Here is a 19,471-nt window from a genome sequence, read left to right on the forward strand (position 1 = left end):
ATCTACGAAGCCAGCCACGTGGTGCCTGCGATCAGTGCGACGAAGAACAAGGTGGTGACCAACCGGGGCACCACGAAGCCACGGACCAGGCCCGCGCCGGTCCGCAAGACCTGCATGGGGCCGCGCGAGCGGGTGCAAACCGACAGGTGGTCGGCCAATGCGGAACACTCCATCGGTGAGGTATCGGCCGGGTGTCCGAACGAAGACGTGTCCCAGCTGGGGGCAAAAGAGGTGGATTTCGGCATGGGCGGCTCCTGATTCAAACGCCAGCGCGAAGGCTGCGGAAAGGCGAAAGCGTTTGTAGTCTGTTGGGGGAGCCGGGGTCTGTTCGGTGACGCACCCAGACCCCCCACAAGTCCGCAAGAACTGCTGACGATCTTTACCGGCGGGACATCGTTGATGAGCGCTAACGAACAGACCGGGGGTGCACGATGGAACATCCTTCAACCCACGGGCCAACACACCGGCCTCCCGCCACTCGGCTGTCACACCCAGGAGCACACCATGAACAACACCAACAAACGCACGTCCCCCCTGCTGCGCCTCACCGCCCTGGCCACCTTGGCCGTGGCCGGTCTGGCCGGTTGCGCCGCACCCTATCCGGTGTACGAACAACCGATGTCGCAATCACCCGAGCCTGTGTACCAGTACCCCAGCCAATACCCGCAAGCCCAGCAACAACCCGATCGCCGCGACTACCGCCGCCGCAACCAGGAGCCTCTGTATGAAGCCGAGGTGACCTCGGTGCGTGCCGTGGTCGGCCCCAACAGTGGCCAGCGTTGCTGGATGGAGCGCGAAGAGGTGGTGCAGCAACCCCAGCGCAACATTCCCGGCGCCATCGCCGGCGCGGTGATCGGCGGCATCCTGGGTCATCAGATCGGCAACGGCAGCGGCCGCGATATCGCCACCGTGGGTGGCGCTGTGGCCGGTGCGGCCGTGGGCTCCAACGTGGGCCGCAACGGCTTCGGCAACCAGCCCCAGACGCAGGAAGTGCAACGCTGCACCAGCGCCACCGGTCGGCCCAACGGCCAGCCCGACTACTGGGACGTCACGTACACCTTCCGCGGCATGGGCCATCGCGCCCAGATGACCTCGCCTCCGGGCCGCACCATTCTGGTCAACGGCAACGGCGAACCGCGCATCTGAACCCGACACACTGATCCCCCCCTTCCCCGCGCTGCGGCAAGACCACTCTTGCCAGCGCGGGGTTTTTTTCGCCCGGGCGGATGCGGTCCAATAGCGACATGACCGAACCGACGAACCACAACACCGACACCGACCAGCGCCTGACCGATCTGGAGATCAAGGCCAGCTATGCCGACGATTTGCTCGACACCTTGAACCAACTGGTGGCCAGGCAGCAGGAGCAGATCGACCTGCTGCTGCGTGAGGTGAGTCGTCTGCGCCAGCGCGGCGGTGACGATGGTCTTTCAGCGGGGCCGCGTGACCCGCGCGACGAACTGCCGCCGCACTACTGACGCTTCAGTGACGTTGCGGCCGGACCGGTGTGCTCAGGGCGCTCACGAAGGCCGCATCGGCCACTGAAAAGTCCCACTGCTCCACCACGCAGCCGGTGACAGGCGACCAGCGCACCACGTTCACCGAGTTGGGCACGCCTTGGCGCACGCGGCTGGACACCGAGGTGCCGGCCTGCACTGCCCACAGCGGGCGCGCAAGGCCAGGCAGCGGCATCACATACGGCAGGTGGATGTGGCCACCCATGACGATGTCAGCGCCCGCGGCGGCCCAGGCGTGTTGCGCGGCGCTGTGGTTGTGCAGGCGGTTGGTCACGTCTTCGGGGCGCATGACGTCGATGGGCTGGTGCACCACGACCACGCGCAGCTGCTCGGGCGTGGCCTTGTGCAGGCGCTGAGCCACGGCTTCGATCTGCTCGCTGGAGACCTCACCGTCCTTGTGGCGCCGTCTGCGGGTGGTCTTCACACCCACCACCATCAGCTCGTTTGAAGCAAACACCGGCGCGAGGTCGGCGCCGAAGGCGGCGCTGTAGCGCGCATACGGCCGCACGAAGCGGCTCCAGAGATCGAACAGCGCAATGTCGTGGTTGCCGGGCAGGGAAAGCAGTGGCGCGCCCAGGCGGTCCATCACGGCGCGCGCCGCGCGGAACTGAGCGGGGCGGGCGCGCTGGGTGATGTCGCCGGAGAGCACCACGAGATCGGGGCGCAGCCGCGCGGCGAGCACCACCAGCGCCTCGACCACAGGCGCCCGTTCGGTGCCGAAATGCGGATCGGAAACTTGAAGAATCACGCTCATGACTGAGGTTTTTTCAGCAGCCACAAAGGCTGCGGCAGCACACGGATGGTCAGTGGTGAACTCATCCAGCCGACCTCACCGTCAAACGCCACCTTCACCTTGCGCCGAGCCAGCAAGCGTGAGGGTTTGACCACCAGGCTGCGGCACACGAAGCGCTCGATGCCGCTGGCCTCGCCGAGCTGGCCCAGCGCGCCGCGCAGCATGAGCCCCACCATGGCCAGGGTGCCGATGGGCTTGAGCACGACGGCGGTGATGTGCCCGTCGGCCGCCGCACCCTCTGACCGCTCGCCGGTGTCGCCCAGGCCAAGCTGCTCCAGCTGCAATCGGTTGTTGCCCACGAACAAGGTGAGCGTGCGCATTTCCTGCAACTGCTTGTCGAACTCGATCGCGAGCTTGATGCGGCGCTGCGCGCGCAGCAGCGTGGCCATGCCGGCACCGAACGCCACGAAGCGGCTGCGGCCAAAGCGCGCCTTCCAGGCTTCGCGGTCCTGCAGCAGGTCGGGATACAGGCCCAGGCTGGTGTTGACCAGAAACACCTGGTCGTTGATGGCCGAGATCTGCACCGGCTCGGGCCGCGCATCGAGCAGCCAGCGCAGCGCCTCCAGCGTGTCGGTGGGCGCACCGTGTTCGCGCGCAAAGTAGTTGAAGGTGCCCTTGGGGATCACGCCCATCGTGCAACCCGCGGCATGGGCGGCCTGGGCCACGGTGTTGATGGTGCCGTCACCGCCCACCGCGACGACCGCCGAACCCTCGGCCAGGGCTTGCGCAGCGGCCTTGCGGGCCACCTGCGCGAGCTCGCCCGGGGCCGCGAACAGCACGGTGCCGGAGCGACCGGCTTCGCGCAGCGCGCCCTCGATCGCATCGCGCGTGGCGTCGGCGTCGGAGTGACCCGCCTGGCCATTGACCACGAAGCGCAGCGCGGCGGCTGCGTTGAACAGGGGACGCTGCATCAGAAGCCAGCGGCCTGGCCGTCACGACGCGAATCGCTGGCGGCCACATAGCCGGCTTCCATGTCGTCGGACAGGCGCCAGATGAACTGGCCGCTGCCGAAGTCCATGTAGGCGTCGGCCGCTGGTTCGAAGCGGTGGCCGAGGTCTTTGAGACCTTGCAGCAAGGCGCTCGCCATGGTGGGTTCGAAGTCCACGTTCATGCCGGTGCCCACCTTCCAGCGCGGCGCGTCGCACGCGGCCTGGGGTTGCTGCCCGTGGGCGAGCATGCGCACCAGCGTCTGCACATGGCCCTGTGGCTGCATGTTGCCGCCCATCACGCCAAAGCTCATCTGCGGGCGGCCGTCCTGGGTGACGAAGCCCGGGATGATGGTGTGGAACGGCCGCTTGCCGCCGGCCACCTGGTTGGGGTGGCCGGCGGCCATCGTGAATCCATAGCCGCGGTTCTGCAGGCTCACGCCCACCGCAGGCACCACGACGCCGCTGCCAAAGCCCATGTAGTTGGACTGGATGAGGCTGATCATCTGGCCGCTCTCGTCGGCCGCACTCAGGTAGATGGTGCCGCCGCGTGGCGGGGTGCCGTGCGCGAACTCACTCGCCTTGCCGGGCTGGATGAGGCGCGCGCGCTCGGCAAGGTACGCATCGCTCAACAGGTCACTCGCGCTCACCTCGCTCATGTGGCGCGCGTCGGCCACCCAGCGGTAGGTGTCGGCAAAGGCGAGCTTGATGGCTTCGATCTGCAGGTGCTGGGCTTCGACGCTGTCCACCGGCAGGCGCGCGATGTCGAGGTGTTCGAGCATGCCCAGCGCCATGAGCGCGGCGATGCCCTGGCCGTTGGGCGGGATCTCGTGCACCGTGTAGCCGGCAAAGTTTTTCTGGATCGGCGTCACCCACTCGGGGCGGTGGGCGTCGAGGTCGGCCATCGTCATGCTGCCGCCATGGGCAGCCGCGTGGGCCACCAGCGCCTCGGCGATTTCGCCCCGGTAGAAGGCCTCGCCCCGGGTCTCGGCGATCTTGCGCAGCGTGGCGCCGGCGGCCTTGAAAACGAAGCGCTCACCGGGTGTCGGCGCACGGCCATGCGGCATGAAGGCCTCGGCGAAACCCGGCTGGTTCTTCAGGATGGGCACCTGGCGCGCCCACTTGTCGGCGGTGATGCAGCCCACGCCGTGGCCGCGTTCGGCCAGCTCGATGGCGGGCTCCAGCAGGTCGGCAAACGGCAGCTTGCCGAAGCGCTCCGACAAGGCCACCCAGCCCGCCACCGCGCCCGGCGTGGTGACCGAATCCCAGCCCCGCTCGGGCATCTTGCCGCCGTGGCGGCGCTCGAAGTAATCCGTATTCCAAGAGGCTGGCGCCACGCCGGACGAATTGAGTCCGTGCAGGCCCTGGCCGTCCCACAGGATGGCGAAGTTGTCGCTGCCCAGGCCGTTGGAGATGGGTTCAACGATGGTGAGGGCTGCTGCGGCGGCGATGGCCGCGTCCACCGCATTGCCGCCCTTGTGCAGCATGCGCAGGCCGGCCGTGGAGGCCAGCGGGTGGGAAGTGGAGACCACGTTGCGCGCCATCACGGGGCTGCGCAGGGTCGGGTAGGGGTTGGTCCAGTGGAATGTCATGCCTTGTTCAGGTTGCCCAGATTGCGTTGAACACGCCGCAGGATATTCGATGGGGTACGACCCCACACGCACTCAGGACAGGATCTCGACGCCGAAACCCCGGTAGCCGATGAAGGTGCAGGCGCCGTCAAACATGGGCGTGCCGCTGACTCGGTAGCGCTTCACAACGTTGTCGGGCGACCTGTGCTCCAACAGCACGTCGAGGAAAGGCGTGCGCGAGGCAATGCGACTCTGAAGCGCAGCGCGCTGGACAGGCTCCCATCCGTCGTCCTGGCTCGGCATGGGCTCGTCCACCAGCGGGTCCACCCGCATGCCAAGCATCTCCAGCACCGGTCCCGAGACCTTGGTGAAGCGACCGTCCTTGTCCTGCTCCCAGTACCAGTCGGTGGCCAATTCGGTGAGAGCGCGGTAGCGCGCCTCGCTCTCGCGCAGCTCGGCCGTGCGCTCCCGCACTTGCAACTCCAGGGCGTGGTTCATATTGGCCAGGCGCTGGTGCAGAAGGCGCACCTCGATCAGGTTGTGAATGCGCGTGCGGACCTCGAGCATGTCGAAGGGTTTGCTCACGAAGTCCTTGGCGCCCGACTGCAGCGCGCGCAGCTTGTGGCCGGGCTGCGCGGTGATCACCAGCACCGGGATGTAGTCGTCGATCAGGTTGGCCTTGAGCCCTTCCATCACCTGGAAACCATCCATGCCCGGCATCTGCAGATCCAGCAGGATGAGGTCGAACGGGGTTCTGCGGTGCATGCCGGCGACGGTGTGTGGGTCCATGGTGGAGCTCACGTCCGTGTAGCCGACATTCCTCAGCATCTCCAGCAGCAGCAAGACGTTGGATTCCTGATCGTCGACGATCAGGATGCGGGCATGGAGGATGTCTTGAGCGGTGATGGTCATGTGATGTCTTGCGGGCTAACGTCAGGTTGCCCTAGGTTGGAGACCACCAGTGCAGCGTCGATCGCGTCCATGAGCTGGCTCACCTTGATCGGTTTGGTAATGTAGTTGAAGAAGCCGGCTTCCATCCCACGCTGGATGTCGCGTGGCACGGCATTGGCGCTCAGCGCGATGATGGGGATGTGCGCGGTGGCGGGGTCGCCGCGCAGGACCTTCAGGGCTTCCGTGCCGCTGATGCCGGGGAGGTTGATGTCCATGAGGATCACACGAGGCTTGTACACCCGGGCAAACTCGATGCCCAGACTGGCGTCGGCCGCACCGAGCAAGCGCAGGTTGGTGCGCCGCGCAATGATCTGCTCGACCAGTTCCAGATTGGCCGGGTTGTCTTCCACGTACAGCACGGTCTGGATCTCCACGCCCTCCAGCGTCTGAATGGGCGGGGGCTCGGCGCTGATCTCCAGCGACAGGCCCGGCGCGGTGGCCATGGCCATCTCGACCCAGAACACGCTGCCCACGCCCTTGGTGCTGTCGACACCGATTTCGCCGCCCATGAGTTCCACCAACCGTTGCGTGACCACCAGGCCGATGCCGGTGCCTTCTTCCTTGCCACGCTCCTGACCCAGGCGGTTGAACGGCTGGAACAGCTGGCTCACCTGTTCGGGGGTGAGGCCCGCGCCGGTATCGCGCACGCTGATGCGCAAGGTGCCCGGCGTTGGTTCCGCACACTCGACCGACACATGGCCGGACGGCTGGTTGTATTTGATGGCGTTGAACAGCAGGTTGATCAGCACTTGCTTGAGGCGCGTGCGGTCCGCCTTCACATAGCTCTGCGCCGGCAGGCGCGGGAAGGCCATGCCGATGCTGCGCTGACGGGCCTGCGACTCCACCATGGAGCGGCATTCCAACAACACCTCCTGCAGCGACACGGGCTCCACCGACAGGGACAACTTGCCCGACTCGATGAGCGCGAGGTCAAGAATCTCGTTGATCAGTTCCAGCAGGTACCAACCGGCCTTGAGGATCTGGTCGATGCTGCGCTTCTGCGCGGGGGTGAGCGCGGGCAGGCCCGATTCGACGAGTTGCGCGAACCCCAGGATGGCGTTGAGCGGCGTGCGCAGCTCGTGGCTCATGCTCGACAGGAAGTCGGATTTCGCCAGATTGGCCTTCTCGGCGGCGGCCACCGCTTCGTTGAGCTGCATCTCGACCCGCTTGCGCGCCGAGTTGTCGGTGCCGATCAGCAGGTAGCCGATGAGGCCGGCAGCGTCGTCGCGCAGCGCGGTGATCGAGACAACCGCGGGAAACCGGCTTCCATCCTTGCGGATGTAGGTGAGTTCGTAGATGTCCTCGATGCCGCGCGAGGCCTTGAAGGCCAGGGCTTCGAAACCGGGCGCAATGGGGGTGTCCAGCTCGGTGCTCAATGCCACCGCGCGCGCCGTCACCTCCATCGGATCGTGCAGGTCGCTCGGACTCACGCGGTTGATCACCTCTTCAGCCTGGTAGCCCAGCATGTGCTCGGCGCCCACATTGAAGATCTGGATGACGCCCAGCTCGTCGGTCGCAATGATCGAGAAGTTGGCACTGTTGAGAATGGCGTTCTGCAAGGCCCCGGCTTTGAGGAGGGCACTGCGGTGCCCGGCTTCGGTGAGTTCACGGGTCTTGGCGAGGGGGGTGGGTTCGGCGGGCCGGAGCTCTGACATTGCGTGGTCTTCGAGGTTCAGCGCACCCGGAGCGGGCGGCGACCCCTGAAACTACTTGGCGCATGTGACCATGTCAGTGCGGTAGCCCACACAGGACGGCGAGTCCACCGAAGCGGCAGGGCTTTGCATGGACACGCGAACGCACCACGCTTAGGCTGCGCACATGACCCACCCCTCCTTCCCACGCGCTGCCCTGCCCCGGGTCCAACACCGTCGTGGGCACCCTCATCCGGCCTGGCTGAGCGCGGCCATCGCAGCCCTCTTCGTGCTCGGTGCCTGCGCCGAGTCGGCCAAGCTGTTGGTGCACCAGGGCACTGGCCCCAACCCCACACTGCCTGCACCCACCAAGACGCTGATCCCCACCCTCAACATCGCACCCGCCAGGGGCTGGCCCGCCGGTGGCGCGCCGGTGACCCCGGCCGGTCTGCGCGTGGCAGCGTTCGCCAGCGGTCTGGACCACCCGCGCTGGCTGCTGGTGCTGCCCAACGGCGATGTGCTGGTGGCCGAGAGCAACGCGCCGCCCAAGCCACCCGGCTCCACCGGCCTGATGGGCTGGATCAGGGGACAGGTGATGAAACGCGCCGGCGCCGGCGTGCCCAGCGCCAACCGCATCACCCTGCTGCGCGACGCCAACGGCGACGGCGTGGCCGAAACGCGTTCGGTGCTCCTGCGCGACCTGCGCTCGCCATTCGGCATGGCCCTGATCGGTGACCGCCTCTATGTGGCCAACGCCGACGCGGTGGTGAGCTATCCGTACCGGACCGGCGACACGGTGATTACCGCACCCGCCACCGAACTGGCGCAACTGCCCGCGGGCGTGAACCACCACTGGACCAAGAACCTGCTGGCCAGCGCCGATGGCAGCACGCTCTACGTGAGCGTGGGATCCAACAGCAACGTGGGTGAGCGCGGCATGGACGCCGAGGTGGGCCGTGCCGCGATCTGGGCCGTGGACGTGAAGACCGGTGCGCACCGCATCTACGGCGCTGGCCTGCGCAACCCGGTGGGCATGGCCTGGGACGCTTCGGGCAAGACGCTTTGGACAGTGGTGAACGAGCGCGACGAACTCGGCAGCGACCTGGTGCCCGACTACCTCACCTCGGTGAAGGACGGCGGCTTCTACGGCTGGCCTTACAGCTACTACGGCCAGACCGTGGACGACCGCGTGAAGCCTCAGCGCCCGGACCTGGTGGCCAAGGCCATCAAGCCCGACTACGCGCTGGGCCCGCACACCGCCTCGCTGGGTCTGGCTTCGTCCACCGGCAATGCGCTGGGCGCGCCGTTCGCCAGCGGCATGTTCATTGGCCAGCACGGTTCCTGGAACCGCCGCCCGCACAGCGGCTACAAGGTGATCTTCGTGCCCTTCCAGGGCAACCAGCCCTCGGGCCCGCCGGTTGACGTGCTCACCGGCTTCCTGAGCGAGCAGGGCGAGGCGCTGGGCCGGCCCGTGGGCGTGGCGGTGGACACACGCGGCGCGCTGCTGGTGGCCGACGATGTGGGCAACATGATCTGGCGCGTGGTCGCCCAACCCTGACAATGCGACCATGAACAAGTACCTCGCCGCGTACGGCGGCACTGCACTGGTGATGATCGCCCTGGACCTGCTCTGGCTCGGCGTGATCGCCAAGCCGATGTACCAGCAGGGCATTGGTCACCTCATGGCCGCCTCGCCCAAGGTGCCGGTGGCCGTGGTGTTTTACCTGCTGTTCGCGGGGGGCTTGGTGTTCTTCGCCGTGGCGCCGCACACCGCACCCCACAGCTGGGGCACCACCCTGACGATGGCCGCGCTGTTCGGCTTCTTCACCTACGCCACCTACGACCTGACCAACTGGGCGACGCTCAAGGACTGGCCGTGGAAGCTCTCGCTGATCGACATGGCCTGGGGCACGCTGGTGAGCACGGCCTCGGCCGCGGGGGGCAAGGCCGCGCTGGACTGGACCACGCGCGGCTGACTCACCGCTGCGGGTGCAATTCGCCCGCAAGGCTGCTACGATGCGCCATCGGGAACACAGCCTCCCGGGTCTTGACGAACAGATGGTGTCCCATCCAAGTGCTGGCAACACTCTGGAGCTTTCCATGGACACCACCATCCCCACCCACATCTCCCCCCGCGCGCTCGCCGCGCGCATCGGTGCGCCCGGCTCGCCGATGCTGCTCGATGTGAGACGCCAGGCGCGTTTCGCGGACAGCCCGCACCTGCTGGCCACCGCCCGGTGGTGCGCGCCCGATGACCTCATGCCCTTCGCCCGCAGCAGCCCCCCGAGCGAGATCGTCGTGTACTGCGTGCACGGCCACGAGGTCAGCCAGCAAGCGGCAGCCACCCTGCGGGAGGCCGGCTTCAACGCACGGTTTCTGGCCGGTGGGCTCGAGGGCGGCGAGCCTGGTGTGGACACGCCGCAAGACATTGCCGAATGGCGGGCAGTGAGGCCCCTGGTGATCCGCAAACGCCCCGACCTGGGCGTGGATGGCCTGCACTCCTCCACCTGGATCACGCGCGAGCGGCCCAAGATCGACCGCGTCGCCTGCCCCTGGCTGGTGCGCCGCTTCATCGACCCCCGGGCCGAATTCCTCTACGTGCCCACCGCTGCGGTGCTCACGCAAGCAGGGCAACGGGGTGCCGTGGCGTTCGACATTCCCGGCGCCCCCATCAGCCACGAAGGTGAACTCTGCAGTTTCGACACACTGCTGCGCGCCTTCGATCTACAGGACGACCCGGCGCTGGTTGCCCTGGCGCGCATCGTGCGCGCGGCCGACACCGACCGACTGGAACTCGCCCGCGAGGCCGCGGGCCTGCTGGCGCTGTCGCTGGGCCTGTCGACCCTGCACGCCACGGATGACCTGGCGATGCTGGAGGCGGCCATGCCGATGTACGACGCGCTTCTCGCCTGGTGCCGCCAGGCGGTCGGGGGACAGACGGAGCACCACAGCTGGAATCCCGACACCCTGAAGGCCCCCCGGCCATGAACGAGCGTCCCGCCCCTGTGTCGTTCGCCGAAGCTCTCCGGTTCTGGCTCAAGCTGGGGTTCATCAGCTTTGGCGGGCCGGCGGGCCAGATGGCCATCATGCACACCGAGCTGGTGGAGCGCCGCCGCTGGATCAGCGAGAAACGTTTCCTGCACGCGCTGAACTTCTGCATGGTGCTGCCCGGCCCCGAAGCCCAGCAACTGGCCACCTACATCGGATGGCTGATGCACGGCACGCGCGGCGGCCTGGTGGCCGGCGCCTTGTTCGTGCTGCCCTCCCTGGTGCTGCTGGTGTTGCTGTCGTGGATCTACATCGCCTTCGGCAGCCTGCCTGCGGTGGCCGCGGTGTTTTACGGCATCAAGCCGGCGGTGACGGCGCTGGTGTTGCACGCGGCGCACCGCATCGGCAGCCGCGCCTTGAGGAACCACTGGCTCTGGGGCATCGCCGCGGCGGCCTTCCTGGCGATCTTCGCGCTGGACGCGCCCTTCCCCGCCATCGTCCTGGCAGCCGCGCTCGTGGGGCACTGGGGTGGGCGGCGCTGGCCCCATGTGTTCGTGACGGGCGCAGGCCACGCTGGCAGCACGCAGACCCAGGCACCCGCACTGATCGACGACGACACCCCGGCGCCGGCCTACGCGCTGTTCACGCGCCGACGGCTCGTCCAGGTCCTGGCGATCGGCATCGGGCTGTGGCTGTTCGCCATGGCGGTGCTGCTGGCGCTGTACGGCGTTCAGGGCACGCTCACGCAGATGGGCTGGTTCTTCACCAAGGCGGCGCTGATGACCTTCGGCGGGGCTTACGCGGTGTTGCCGTATGTTTACCAGGGGGCAGTCGAAAATTTCGGCTGGCTCAACGCGCAGCAGATGATCGATGGCCTGGCGCTCGGTGAAACCACGCCGGGCCCGCTGATCATGGTGGTGGCCTTCGTGGGATTCATCGGCGGTTGGCTGCACCCCATGCTCGGGCCTGAATCCTTGTTCTGGTCCGGGGCACTGGCGGCGTCGGTGGTCACCTTCTTCACCTTCCTGCCGTCGTTCGTCTTCATCCTGGTGGGTGGGCCGTTCATTGAAACCACGCACGGCAAGCTGACGTTCACCGCACCACTGACCGCGATCACCGCGGCGGTGGTGGGTGTGATCCTGAACCTGGCCTTGTTCTTCGCGTACCACGTGTGGTGGCCGCAAGGATTCAACGGTCCCTTTGACGCACCGTCGGCAGCGCTGACCCTGCTGGCGGCGATCGCCTTGTTCCGCTTCAAGGTGGGCGTGGTGCCCTTGATCGGGGTGTGTGGCCTGCTCGGGGTGGCCTGGCGAATGTTCGCCGTGGGCGGCGGCTGACGCGGTCCTGCCGGGGTCAGTGCCCGCCGGCCACAAAACGATCGGCGCGCGCGGCCTGCAACACGGCCGGCAGGCTGTGGTGCATGGCCACGACGGGGCGGGCCCCACTGAGCCAGTCGTTGGGGGTGACGAACCACAGTGCAAGCTCGACGTCGTCGAACACCGGGCGCAGTTCGGCCAGCAACGGCGCCATGGCATCCACCACCGACGCGGTGGGCAGGCTGAACTGGAACAGCGGGAACAGCGGGCCCCAGGGACTGTCCAGCGACACCACCGCGCGTGAGACGATCCAGCGCGCCACCAGCGACACCGGCAGGGATTCGGGCAGCCACCCGGCCACCTCGCAGCGGTGGCGGATCAGCTCGGCCAGGTCGTCTCCGCGGACCAGCCCGCCTGTGCCCGAGAACGCGGCGGCGGTGGAGAGCCAATGGAGTGGTACCAAGGCGTTGGCGCGTTGCGTGTAGATCGAGGGCAGGCTCACAGGCGCACCGCGTTGGGCGGGCGTGTCGGGCAACTGGGACATGGATCGGGCGCGAAGCATGGGCATCTCCGGTGTGGATCTCCGGGCAAACGGAGCGCCCGGTGAAGACGCAAGCCTCAGGCAAACGGCCGAGTCGGTCTGTACGGTGCCAGACCGATCGATTGCAGGAACACAACACCCGCTGACGAAAGCAGTGGGTCAACCGATCGGGAGGTGATGGACCGCTGTGGGGTGGTCCGGTGGCCCCTTGAGCTCCACCACATTGCCTTCGGGGTCGCTCAGGTAGATCGAAGGCCCCTCACCCTCGGCGCCGTAGCGCTGCTCTGTGGGCCCGGCCTCGGCTCCGTGCGCACTCAATTGGTGCCGGATGGTGGTTTCGTTAAAAGGCTCGACGCGCAGACAGAAGTGGTCGAGGTTGCGGCCTTCGAGCCCCGGGGGTGCACCCCCTGCGCGGCCCAGCTGTCCATCGACGGGGACCAGATCGATCAGCGAGCGTCCGGCGCGCAGTTGCACCAGGCCGATGGCGTCTTGCCGCCGTTGTACCGTGCAGCCGAGCACATCGCAGTAGAAGCGCAGCATCTGCTCAAGGTCGACCACGCGCAGCACCAGGTGGTCGATCTCGCGCGGGCGGATCGCAGGTCCCGTGGCACTTGGGTGCAGCCGTCGGTGCACGTCGGTCTCGCGGGTCAGCGCGGCGTCGAAGTCGCCCAGCTGTTCGCGGTGCACCAGCCGCTTGACCTCGGCCAGCAGCGCGGGATCGGCGCTGGCGAGGCGTTGCGCAATCTGGCGCGCCTGCGCGGGCAGGGCATCGTCTTCCACCAACTGCCACACGAGGCCACAGCGCTCGGCGTCGGCTGCGGTCAACTCCTGGCCCAACATCAGCAGGCCCTTGGCCTTCTGCAGCCCCACCAGGCGTGGCAGCAGCGCGGCCACGCCACCAGTGCCGAACAGGCCCACGTGCACCTCGGGCAACATGAAGCGCGCGCCGCGCGCAGCCACCGCGAGATCGCCGTTGATCATGAGCTCCAGGCCCGCGCCGACCACCCAGCCCTGGACCGCCGTCACCACGGGTTGGGGCGCGTGCACCAGCGCCGAAGCGAGTGCCTGCAAGGTGTCGACGAACGCCTCGGTGGCCGGGTCGTCCCGATCCTTGCCGGCGCAGAACGCGCGGCCCTCGCCGCTGAGCAGGATCACGCGAACGGCCGGGTTGACCACGCCGGCGCGCACGGCGCCCAGCAGCTCGCGGGCCAGGTCGAGGGTCAGGGCGTTGAGGCGCTCGGGGCGGTTCAGGCGCAGCTCGAGCACACCGGCATCAAGGGTCTGGATCAGGTGCATGGCGGGGCAAATCGGTGAGGGCAAGCCAAGAGCGTACTCGCGGCATGGGTAGCCACAAAGCGGCGCGGCCAGACGGGGCCGGTGTCGCTGTGTCAGTACCCGTTGGCCAGCCACTTCGCGAGCGTGGTCGGGCCGATGCGCGCACCGGGACCAGGCACCAACGAGCGTTCGTCGATGCGGGTCCCGAAGTACAGGGCGTTGGCCTCCGACACCACCTCGCGCGGGTCCTGGCGGGCCTGCAACACACGGCGGATCAGCGCGTCCAGCGGCAGGGCCTGCGGCCCGGCGACCTCACACGTGCCGTTGAGTGGCACTTGCACAGCCACATCGGCCAGGGCCGCGGCGACGTCGGCCGCGGCGATGGGCTGCAGCGGCGCCGATGGCAGGGGAACCGTGTTCCCGACCGTGCCCACGTGCGCAACCGACATCAGAAATTCAAAGAATTGCGTGGCGCGCACCAGGGTGTAAGGCACCGGGCCGGCCTTGATCAGCGCTTCCTGCGCGACCTTGGCGCGGAAGTAGCCGCTCTCCGGCAAGCGCTCGGAGCCCACCACCGACAGTGCCACGAAGTGGCTCACGCCCGCGCGAGCGCAAGCCGCCAGCAGGTTCTGCGTCGAGGCGCGAAAGAAGTGCATCACCGCCTCGTCGTCGAACGAAGGGGAGTTGGTGACGTCCACCACCACCTGGGCGCCTTCCAGTGCCTCACTCAAGCCTTCACCGGTGACGGCGTTGACGCCCGACGAGGGCGAGGCCGCGGTGACGGTGTGGCCGGTCTGCCGCAACAGGATGGTGAGTTGTTTGCCGATGAGGCCGCTGCCTCCGATGATCACGATGTTCATGTCGATTCCTTGTTGAGGTGGTGTTCAGGCGATGTCTTTTTCCGCCACCGGCGCGCGCATGCCGACAGCCATGCGGTTCCAGGCGTTGATCTGCGCGACGGCCCAGCTCAGCTCGACGATCTCCTGGTCGCTGAACTGATCCTTGAGCGCGTCGAAGCTGGCGTCGTGGTGGTCGTGGCCGTCCGGCAACCGGGTGAGGGCCTCGGCCCAGTGGAATGCGGCGCGCTCACGTGCGCTGTACAGGCCGGTCTCACGCCAGGTGCACAGGCTGTTGAGGCGCTGCCAGGTCTCGCCGAGCCGACGCAGGTCGCGCACGTGCATGTCGACGCAGAATGCGCAGCCGTTGAGCTGCGAGACGCGCGTCTTCACGAGTTCCATGAGGATGGGGCCGAGCGAGGACTTCGCCGTGGTGGCGCCCACGGCGGCCATGGCCTGGTAGGCCTTGGGAGAAATCTCGATCCAGGGGAGCCGGGGTGCGGTGTTCATGTGATGCCTTGATGAAGTGGTTGGGATACACCTCACAAGACGATCAGGGCACCGGGTTTGTGACAGCGAGGTTGCGCCCGAGCGCAGCCGCGATGCGCGCGAGCTTCTCGGGGTTGCGCTGGGCCTGCACGCGCAGGATGCGTTCGCCATCGGTCTCGAACGACTGCGCCGACTCCAGCGCGCCGTTGATGAAGCGCAGCAGGCCCCATTGCCCGTTGAGCACCACCACCTCGAAACGCACCGCATCGCCGTACTTCAGATGGGTGGCCAGGTAGAGCTGGGCAATGCGCTGGTTGCCCACCAGCGGCACGCCGAAACTCGGCACGATGCCGCCGCCGTCACCGATGAGTTGCGCGTCCTCGGCCAGCAGGGTCTTGAGTGTGGCGAACTGCCCGGTGGCCGCCGCATCGGCAAAGCCGCGCAACAGGCGCAGCTGGGCTTCGCGCGGCACGATGTGGCGCGGCCGCTCGTCCTGCAGTTGCGCCCGGGCGCGGTGCACGATCTGCCGGCAGGCGCTTTCGGTCTTGCCCAGCGCCTCGGCCACCTCGCCGTAGTCGGCATCGAACACCTCGCGCAGCAGGAAGGCCGCGCGCGCCTCAGGCGTGAGGCGCTCAAGCAGGGTCAGGAAGGCCACCGACACGTCATCGGCCCGCTCCACCAGTTGCTCGGGCGTCACCGGCGAATCGGACATCAGCGGCTCGGGCAGCCAGGTGCCGACGTAATGCTCGCGCTGCACCTTGGCGCTTCGCAGACGGTCGATCGCCAGGCGCGTGGTGATGGTGACCAGCCAGGCCTCGCTGCTGTCGAGCGCGTCGTGCGGGCTCTCGTGCCAGCGCAGCCAGGCGTCCTGCACCACCTCCTCGGCCTCGGCCGAAGATCCCAGCATGCGGTAGGCAATGCCTTGCAGGCGGGGGCGCAGGCGGCTGAAGGTGGCGGTAGGGTCGTTCATGACACGAGAGACGTGCGGCACCCCGGTGGTGTGACAGCGCGGGCGGCGAAGCCTCAGCGCGCTTGCGTCGGCCCGGCCCGGCCCGAGTGGACGGGGCCGGCGCGCTGCTCGATCTGCGCTTCGAGCTCGGGGCGCAGGCCCAGCAGGAAACCCGCCTCGGTCACCACAAACAGCGGGCCGATGATCAGGCCGCTGATGTCGTCCACGAAAGCCGGCTTTCGGCCTTCGAATATGTGTCCCACGAACTGGATGATCCAGCCCACCACGAACAAGCCAACGCCCAAGGTGGCCCAGGCGCCCAACGAGAGCTGTGACGTGGCCTGCGCGAGCAACAGGCAGCCCAGCAGCAGCGCACCCATGACGGCACCCAGGCGCACGTCCAGTCGGAGGTAGTACAGCGTGGTCAGGATCACGGCCAGCGTGGCGAGAGACACCGGCAAGCCCGCCACGAGGAAGGTTGGCCGCGCCAGCAGCACCACCACCGACAGCACGATCATGGGAATGCCCACGAAGTGCGTCACGATGTTGCGGCGGTCGCGGTGGTAGGCGGCGTACTGGCTGAGGTGGTCGGTGAGGGTTTTCATGTGGGTTCTCCTCGGGCGTCGGGCCCGGCGGACATTGTCGCCAGAGCGCGCCTCGATGGCCATGGGGTATGCGAGCACCCACCGGTCAGGCGGAGCGGGCATGCGTGCCATCATGGCGGGTTGCTCCCTCCGACCGACACCGTGCTGCCCATCCTGTACTCCTTTCGCCGCTGCCCTTACGCCATCCGCGCGCGCCTGGCGCTCTGCCAGGCCGGCGTGTCCGTGGAGTTGCGTGAGGTGGCGCTTTCCAGCAAACCTGCCGAGATGCTGGAGGCGTCTGCGGCCGGCACGGTACCGGTGCTGCAGATCGAACCCGGCCAGGTGATCGCGCAAAGCCTCGAGATCATGCGGTGGGCGCTGGAGCAGCACGATCCGGAAGGTTGGCTGGCGCGTGCCGACTCTCCCGGCCACGCCGCACTGATCGACACCTGCGACGGTGACTTCAAGCAGGCGCTGGACGGCTACAAGTACCCCGAGCGCCACCCACAGCGCAGCGCGCACGCATGGCGTGACGAAGCGGTGCGTTGCTTGGTCACCCCACTCGAAGGCCACCTGGCCGAAGCCCCGCAGCTCGGCGGCGCGCGGCCCTGCCTGACGGACGCTGCGATCTTCCCGTTCGTGCGCCAGTTCGCCGCGGTGGACGCCGCGTGGTGGGCCTCGTCGCCGTGGGCGGCCACGCGGCGTTGGCACGACGCCTGGGCGGGCAGCGCGCTGATGACCGCCTGCATGCACAAGGTCCCCCGTTGGCAGCCGGGCGCTCCGCTGACCGTGTTCCCGCCGGGCGCGCCGTGAGCCAGGACACCTTGACGCCGCCAGACGCGCTGAGGGTGGCCGTGCGCGTGCTGTGCGCGTTCACCGCCCAGGCCGGTGATCTGGACTTGCGCTTCACGCCCTCACCCACCGCGCAGGACGGCGTGGCCGGCCACGAGGCCGTGACCGCGCGCCGCCCCGCGCCCTACCAGCGCGAAGTGCCGCTGCGCTCGCGATGCGGTGATCTGCTGGTGCAAGGCCGTGCCGACGGTTTTGATCCCACCGCCCCGCGCCTTGAAGAAATCAAGACCCACCGCGGCGACGTGGCCCTGGTCCGCGACAACCACCAAGCCCTGCATTGGGCGCAGGCACGGGTGTACGCGTGGATGCTGTGCGAGCAGCTCGCGCTGGAGCGCATCGAGGTCGCGCTGGTCTACTTCAACATCGACACCCACACCGAAACCGCGCTGACCTCCTGGCACACCGCTGACGAACTGCGCCAGCATTTCCACGACCTGTGCGCGCGCTACATCCGCTGGGCACGCGGTGAGCAGGCCCACCGGTTGGCGCGCGACGCGCACCTGCAGACGCTGAGCTTTCCCTTCGACGGCTTTCGCGCGGGCCAGCGCGATCTGGCCGGCGCCACCTACCGCACGCACAGCCATGGCCGACACCTCCTGGTGCAGGCGCCCACCGGCATCGGCAAGACCATGGCCACGCTGTTCGGCGCCCTCAGGGCGATGCCCGCACAGGGCACCGACAAACTGCTCTACCTCACCGCCAAGACCCCCGGGCGGCAGCTCGCGCTCGATGCTTTGCGGCGGCTTCAACCCGACGCGCCCGCCGGCCGCTTGCGGGTGCTGGAGCGCGTGGCGCGCGAGAAGGCCTGCGAGCATCCGGACAAAGCCTGCCACGGCGATGCCTGCCCGCTGGCCAGCGGCTTCTACGACCGGTTGCCGCAAGCCCGCGACGAGGCGGCGCAGGCCGCCTGGCTCGATCAGGCCGGTCTGCGCTCGGTGGCGCTGAAGCACAACGTCTGCCCCTACTACCTCGGCCAGGACATGCTGCGCTGGAGCGATGTGGTGGTGGGCGACTTCAACCACTTCTTCGACCTTAGCGCGCACGCCTGGGCGCTCACCGTTGGCGAGCCCTGGCGCGTGGGCCTGTTGCTGGACGAGGCGCACAACCTGGTCGAGCGGGCGCGGCAGATGTACAGCGCCGAGCTCGACCCCTTGATGCTCGCCGCGCTGCGCAAAGCGCCGCCGCCAGGTTTGAAGGCGTCGCTGGACCGCCTGCACCGCTTCTGGGGCACCCTGGGCCGCGAGCAGGTGGCCGAGCAAGCGCTGCTGACCGAGCTGCCTGATGGCCTGGTGGGCGCGCTGCAGCAACACACCGCCGACCTCTCCGAGCACCTGGCTGTGGATGCAACAGCGCCCGATGCGCGTGTGCAGGCCTGGCTGTTCGAGGTGTTGCACTTCCTGCGCGTGGCCGAGGTGTTTGGTGATCACTCGCTGGTGGAAATCACACACGCTGGCGCAGCGGCTCGCGGGCGTGCACCCCGCCCACACCTGGCCATTCGCAACCTGGTGCCCGCGCCCCACCTGCAACCGCGCTGGCAGGCGGCACACAGCGCCACGCTGTTTTCGGCCACGCTCAGCCCCATGGACCACGCGATCGACCTGCTCGGCCTCCCGGTGGACTGCGCGCGGCTGGAAGTGCCTTCGCCGTTCGACCCGGCGCAACTGACGGTGCATGTCACACCGCACATTTCAACGCGCTTCCACGACCGCGCCGCGTCGCTGGACGATGTGGTCGCCGTGATGGCCGCGCAGTACCAGGCCTTGCCCGGCAACTACCTGGCCTTCTTCAGCAGCTTTGACTACCTGCAACAGGCGCTGGCGCGTTTCGAAGCGGCCCACCCGGACATTCCCGTGTGGTCGCAATCGCGCGGCATGGCGGAGATCGATCGCAACGCCTTCGTGGCGCGCTTCACCGAACACAGCCAGGGCATCGGCTTCGCGGTGCTGGGGGGCGCCTTTGGTGAAGGCATCGATCTGCCGGGCCAGCGGCTCATTGGCGCCTTCATCGCCACGCTGGGCTTGCCCCAGGTGAACCCGCTGAACGAGCAACTGCGCGCGCGACTGCAGGCCCGTTTTGGCCGCGGCTATGACTACGCCTATTTGTTCCCGGGTCTGCAGAAGGTGGTGCAGGCCGCGGGGCGCGTGATCCGCGGACCCGGCGACCGGGGGGTGGTGATCCTGATGGACGACCGCTTCGCCCGCCCCGAGGTGCGCAGCCTGCTGCCTCTCTGGTGGCGGGTCGAACGCGGCTGA

The 19,471-nt window shown here is 68.0% G+C and carries 20 protein-coding genes and 1 pseudogene; 8 read left to right on the plus strand and 13 right to left on the minus strand.

Going from position 1 to position 19,471, the window contains the following annotated elements; translation table 11 throughout:
• Nucleotides 1–2: 2 nt before the first annotated feature.
• Nucleotides 3–245: a hypothetical protein gene (locus tag IV113_RS00100; RefSeq protein WP_291079603.1), complete on the minus strand. Its 243-nt coding sequence runs from the start codon at nucleotides 243–245 to the stop codon at nucleotides 3–5.
• A 259-nt stretch (nucleotides 246–504) separates the two neighbouring features.
• On the opposite strand from IV113_RS00100, the gene IV113_RS00105 reads away from it, so the two are divergent.
• The gene (locus IV113_RS00105; protein WP_291079605.1) at nucleotides 505–1,146 is read left to right on the plus strand and encodes a glycine zipper 2TM domain-containing protein; all 642 of its coding nucleotides are present in this window, start codon (nucleotides 505–507) and stop codon (nucleotides 1,144–1,146) included.
• Nucleotides 1,147–1,244: 98 nt separating this feature from the next.
• Complete coding sequence (locus IV113_RS00110; protein WP_291079607.1) at nucleotides 1,245–1,478, plus strand: SlyX family protein; 234 nt, start codon at nucleotides 1,245–1,247, stop codon at nucleotides 1,476–1,478.
• A gap of 4 nt (nucleotides 1,479–1,482) precedes the next feature.
• Here IV113_RS00110 and IV113_RS00115 read toward each other — a convergent pair whose 3' ends face one another.
• The 5 genes from IV113_RS00115 to IV113_RS00135 form a co-directional block, all read right to left on the minus strand.
• Nucleotides 1,483–2,271: a metallophosphoesterase gene (locus tag IV113_RS00115; RefSeq protein ID WP_291079609.1), complete on the minus strand. Its 789-nt coding sequence runs from the start codon at nucleotides 2,269–2,271 to the stop codon at nucleotides 1,483–1,485.
• Entirely contained in the window at nucleotides 2,268–3,221 is a 954-nt protein-coding gene (locus IV113_RS00120) for a diacylglycerol kinase family protein (RefSeq protein ID WP_291079611.1), read from the minus strand. Before IV113_RS00120 ends, IV113_RS00115 begins: the two co-directional genes overlap by 4 nt.
• Nucleotides 3,221–4,828 carry a gamma-glutamyltransferase family protein gene (locus IV113_RS00125; protein WP_291079613.1) on the minus strand — a complete coding sequence of 536 codons (1,608 nt, stop codon included), beginning with the start codon at nucleotides 4,826–4,828 and terminating at the stop codon, nucleotides 3,221–3,223. Before IV113_RS00125 ends, IV113_RS00120 begins: the two co-directional genes overlap by 1 nt.
• 72 nt (nucleotides 4,829–4,900) lie before the next feature.
• Complete coding sequence (locus IV113_RS00130) at nucleotides 4,901–5,719, minus strand: response regulator (RefSeq protein ID WP_291079614.1); 819 nt, start codon at nucleotides 5,717–5,719, stop codon at nucleotides 4,901–4,903.
• A complete protein-coding gene (locus IV113_RS00135) occupies nucleotides 5,716–7,413 on the minus strand; it encodes an ATP-binding protein (protein ID WP_291079616.1) in 1,698 nt (565 codons plus the stop codon). Before IV113_RS00135 ends, IV113_RS00130 begins: the two co-directional genes overlap by 4 nt.
• A 163-nt stretch (nucleotides 7,414–7,576) precedes the next feature.
• Here IV113_RS00135 and IV113_RS00140 point away from each other — a divergent pair, with 163 nt between their 5' ends.
• The 4 genes from IV113_RS00140 to chrA all read left to right on the plus strand — a co-directional run bounded on the left by IV113_RS00140 (nucleotide 7,577) and on the right by chrA (nucleotide 11,714).
• A complete protein-coding gene (locus IV113_RS00140; protein ID WP_291079618.1) occupies nucleotides 7,577–8,947 on the plus strand; it encodes a sorbosone dehydrogenase family protein in 1,371 nt (456 codons plus the stop codon).
• Nucleotides 8,948–8,957: 10 nt separating this feature from the next.
• Nucleotides 8,958–9,365, plus strand: a complete 408-nt coding sequence (locus tag IV113_RS00145) for a DUF2177 family protein (RefSeq protein ID WP_291079620.1) — start codon at nucleotides 8,958–8,960, stop codon at nucleotides 9,363–9,365.
• 124 nt (nucleotides 9,366–9,489) lie between these two features.
• The gene (locus IV113_RS00150; protein ID WP_291079622.1) at nucleotides 9,490–10,377 is read left to right on the plus strand and encodes a chromate resistance protein ChrB domain-containing protein; all 888 of its coding nucleotides are present in this window, start codon (nucleotides 9,490–9,492) and stop codon (nucleotides 10,375–10,377) included.
• Nucleotides 10,374–11,714: a chromate efflux transporter gene (gene chrA, locus IV113_RS00155; protein ID WP_291079624.1), complete on the plus strand. Its 1,341-nt coding sequence runs from the start codon at nucleotides 10,374–10,376 to the stop codon at nucleotides 11,712–11,714. The genes IV113_RS00150 and chrA overlap by 4 nt, the downstream gene beginning before the upstream one ends.
• Nucleotides 11,715–11,730: 16 nt before the next feature.
• Here chrA and IV113_RS00160 read toward each other — a convergent pair whose 3' ends face one another.
• The 7 genes and pseudogenes from IV113_RS00160 to IV113_RS00190 form a co-directional block, all read right to left on the minus strand.
• Nucleotides 11,731–12,255, minus strand: coding sequence for a hypothetical protein (locus tag IV113_RS00160; RefSeq protein ID WP_291079626.1), 525 nt, complete (start codon nucleotides 12,253–12,255; stop codon nucleotides 11,731–11,733).
• Nucleotides 12,256–12,393: 138 nt separating this feature from the next.
• The gene (locus tag IV113_RS00165; protein WP_291079730.1) at nucleotides 12,394–12,855 is read right to left on the minus strand and encodes a VOC family protein; all 462 of its coding nucleotides are present in this window, start codon (nucleotides 12,853–12,855) and stop codon (nucleotides 12,394–12,396) included.
• 18 nt (nucleotides 12,856–12,873) lie between these two features.
• Nucleotides 12,874–13,530, minus strand: a pseudogene (locus tag IV113_RS00170) (enoyl-CoA hydratase/isomerase family protein); the annotation flags it as partial.
• A 92-nt stretch (nucleotides 13,531–13,622) separates the two neighbouring features.
• Entirely contained in the window at nucleotides 13,623–14,369 is a 747-nt protein-coding gene (locus IV113_RS00175) for an SDR family oxidoreductase (protein ID WP_291079628.1), read from the minus strand.
• A 24-nt stretch (nucleotides 14,370–14,393) separates the two neighbouring features.
• Entirely contained in the window at nucleotides 14,394–14,855 is a 462-nt protein-coding gene (locus IV113_RS00180; protein ID WP_291079630.1) for a carboxymuconolactone decarboxylase family protein, read from the minus strand.
• 43 nt (nucleotides 14,856–14,898) lie between these two features.
• Nucleotides 14,899–15,804: an RNA polymerase sigma-70 factor gene (locus IV113_RS00185; RefSeq protein WP_291079632.1), complete on the minus strand. Its 906-nt coding sequence runs from the start codon at nucleotides 15,802–15,804 to the stop codon at nucleotides 14,899–14,901.
• Nucleotides 15,805–15,857: 53 nt separating this feature from the next.
• Nucleotides 15,858–16,388: an Mpo1-like protein gene (locus IV113_RS00190; RefSeq protein WP_291079634.1), complete on the minus strand. Its 531-nt coding sequence runs from the start codon at nucleotides 16,386–16,388 to the stop codon at nucleotides 15,858–15,860.
• Nucleotides 16,389–16,529: 141 nt separating this feature from the next.
• On the opposite strand from IV113_RS00190, the gene IV113_RS00195 reads away from it, so the two are divergent.
• Nucleotides 16,530–17,180 carry a glutathione S-transferase N-terminal domain-containing protein gene (locus IV113_RS00195; RefSeq protein WP_291079636.1) on the plus strand — a complete coding sequence of 217 codons (651 nt, stop codon included), beginning with the start codon at nucleotides 16,530–16,532 and terminating at the stop codon, nucleotides 17,178–17,180.
• Nucleotides 17,177–19,471, plus strand: coding sequence for an ATP-dependent DNA helicase (locus IV113_RS00200; protein ID WP_291079638.1), 2,295 nt, complete (start codon nucleotides 17,177–17,179; stop codon nucleotides 19,469–19,471). The genes IV113_RS00195 and IV113_RS00200 overlap by 4 nt, the downstream gene beginning before the upstream one ends.

It is taken from the genome of Hydrogenophaga sp., from assembly GCF_018780385.1.
Taxonomy (GTDB): Bacteria; Pseudomonadota; Gammaproteobacteria; order Burkholderiales; family Burkholderiaceae_C; genus Hydrogenophaga.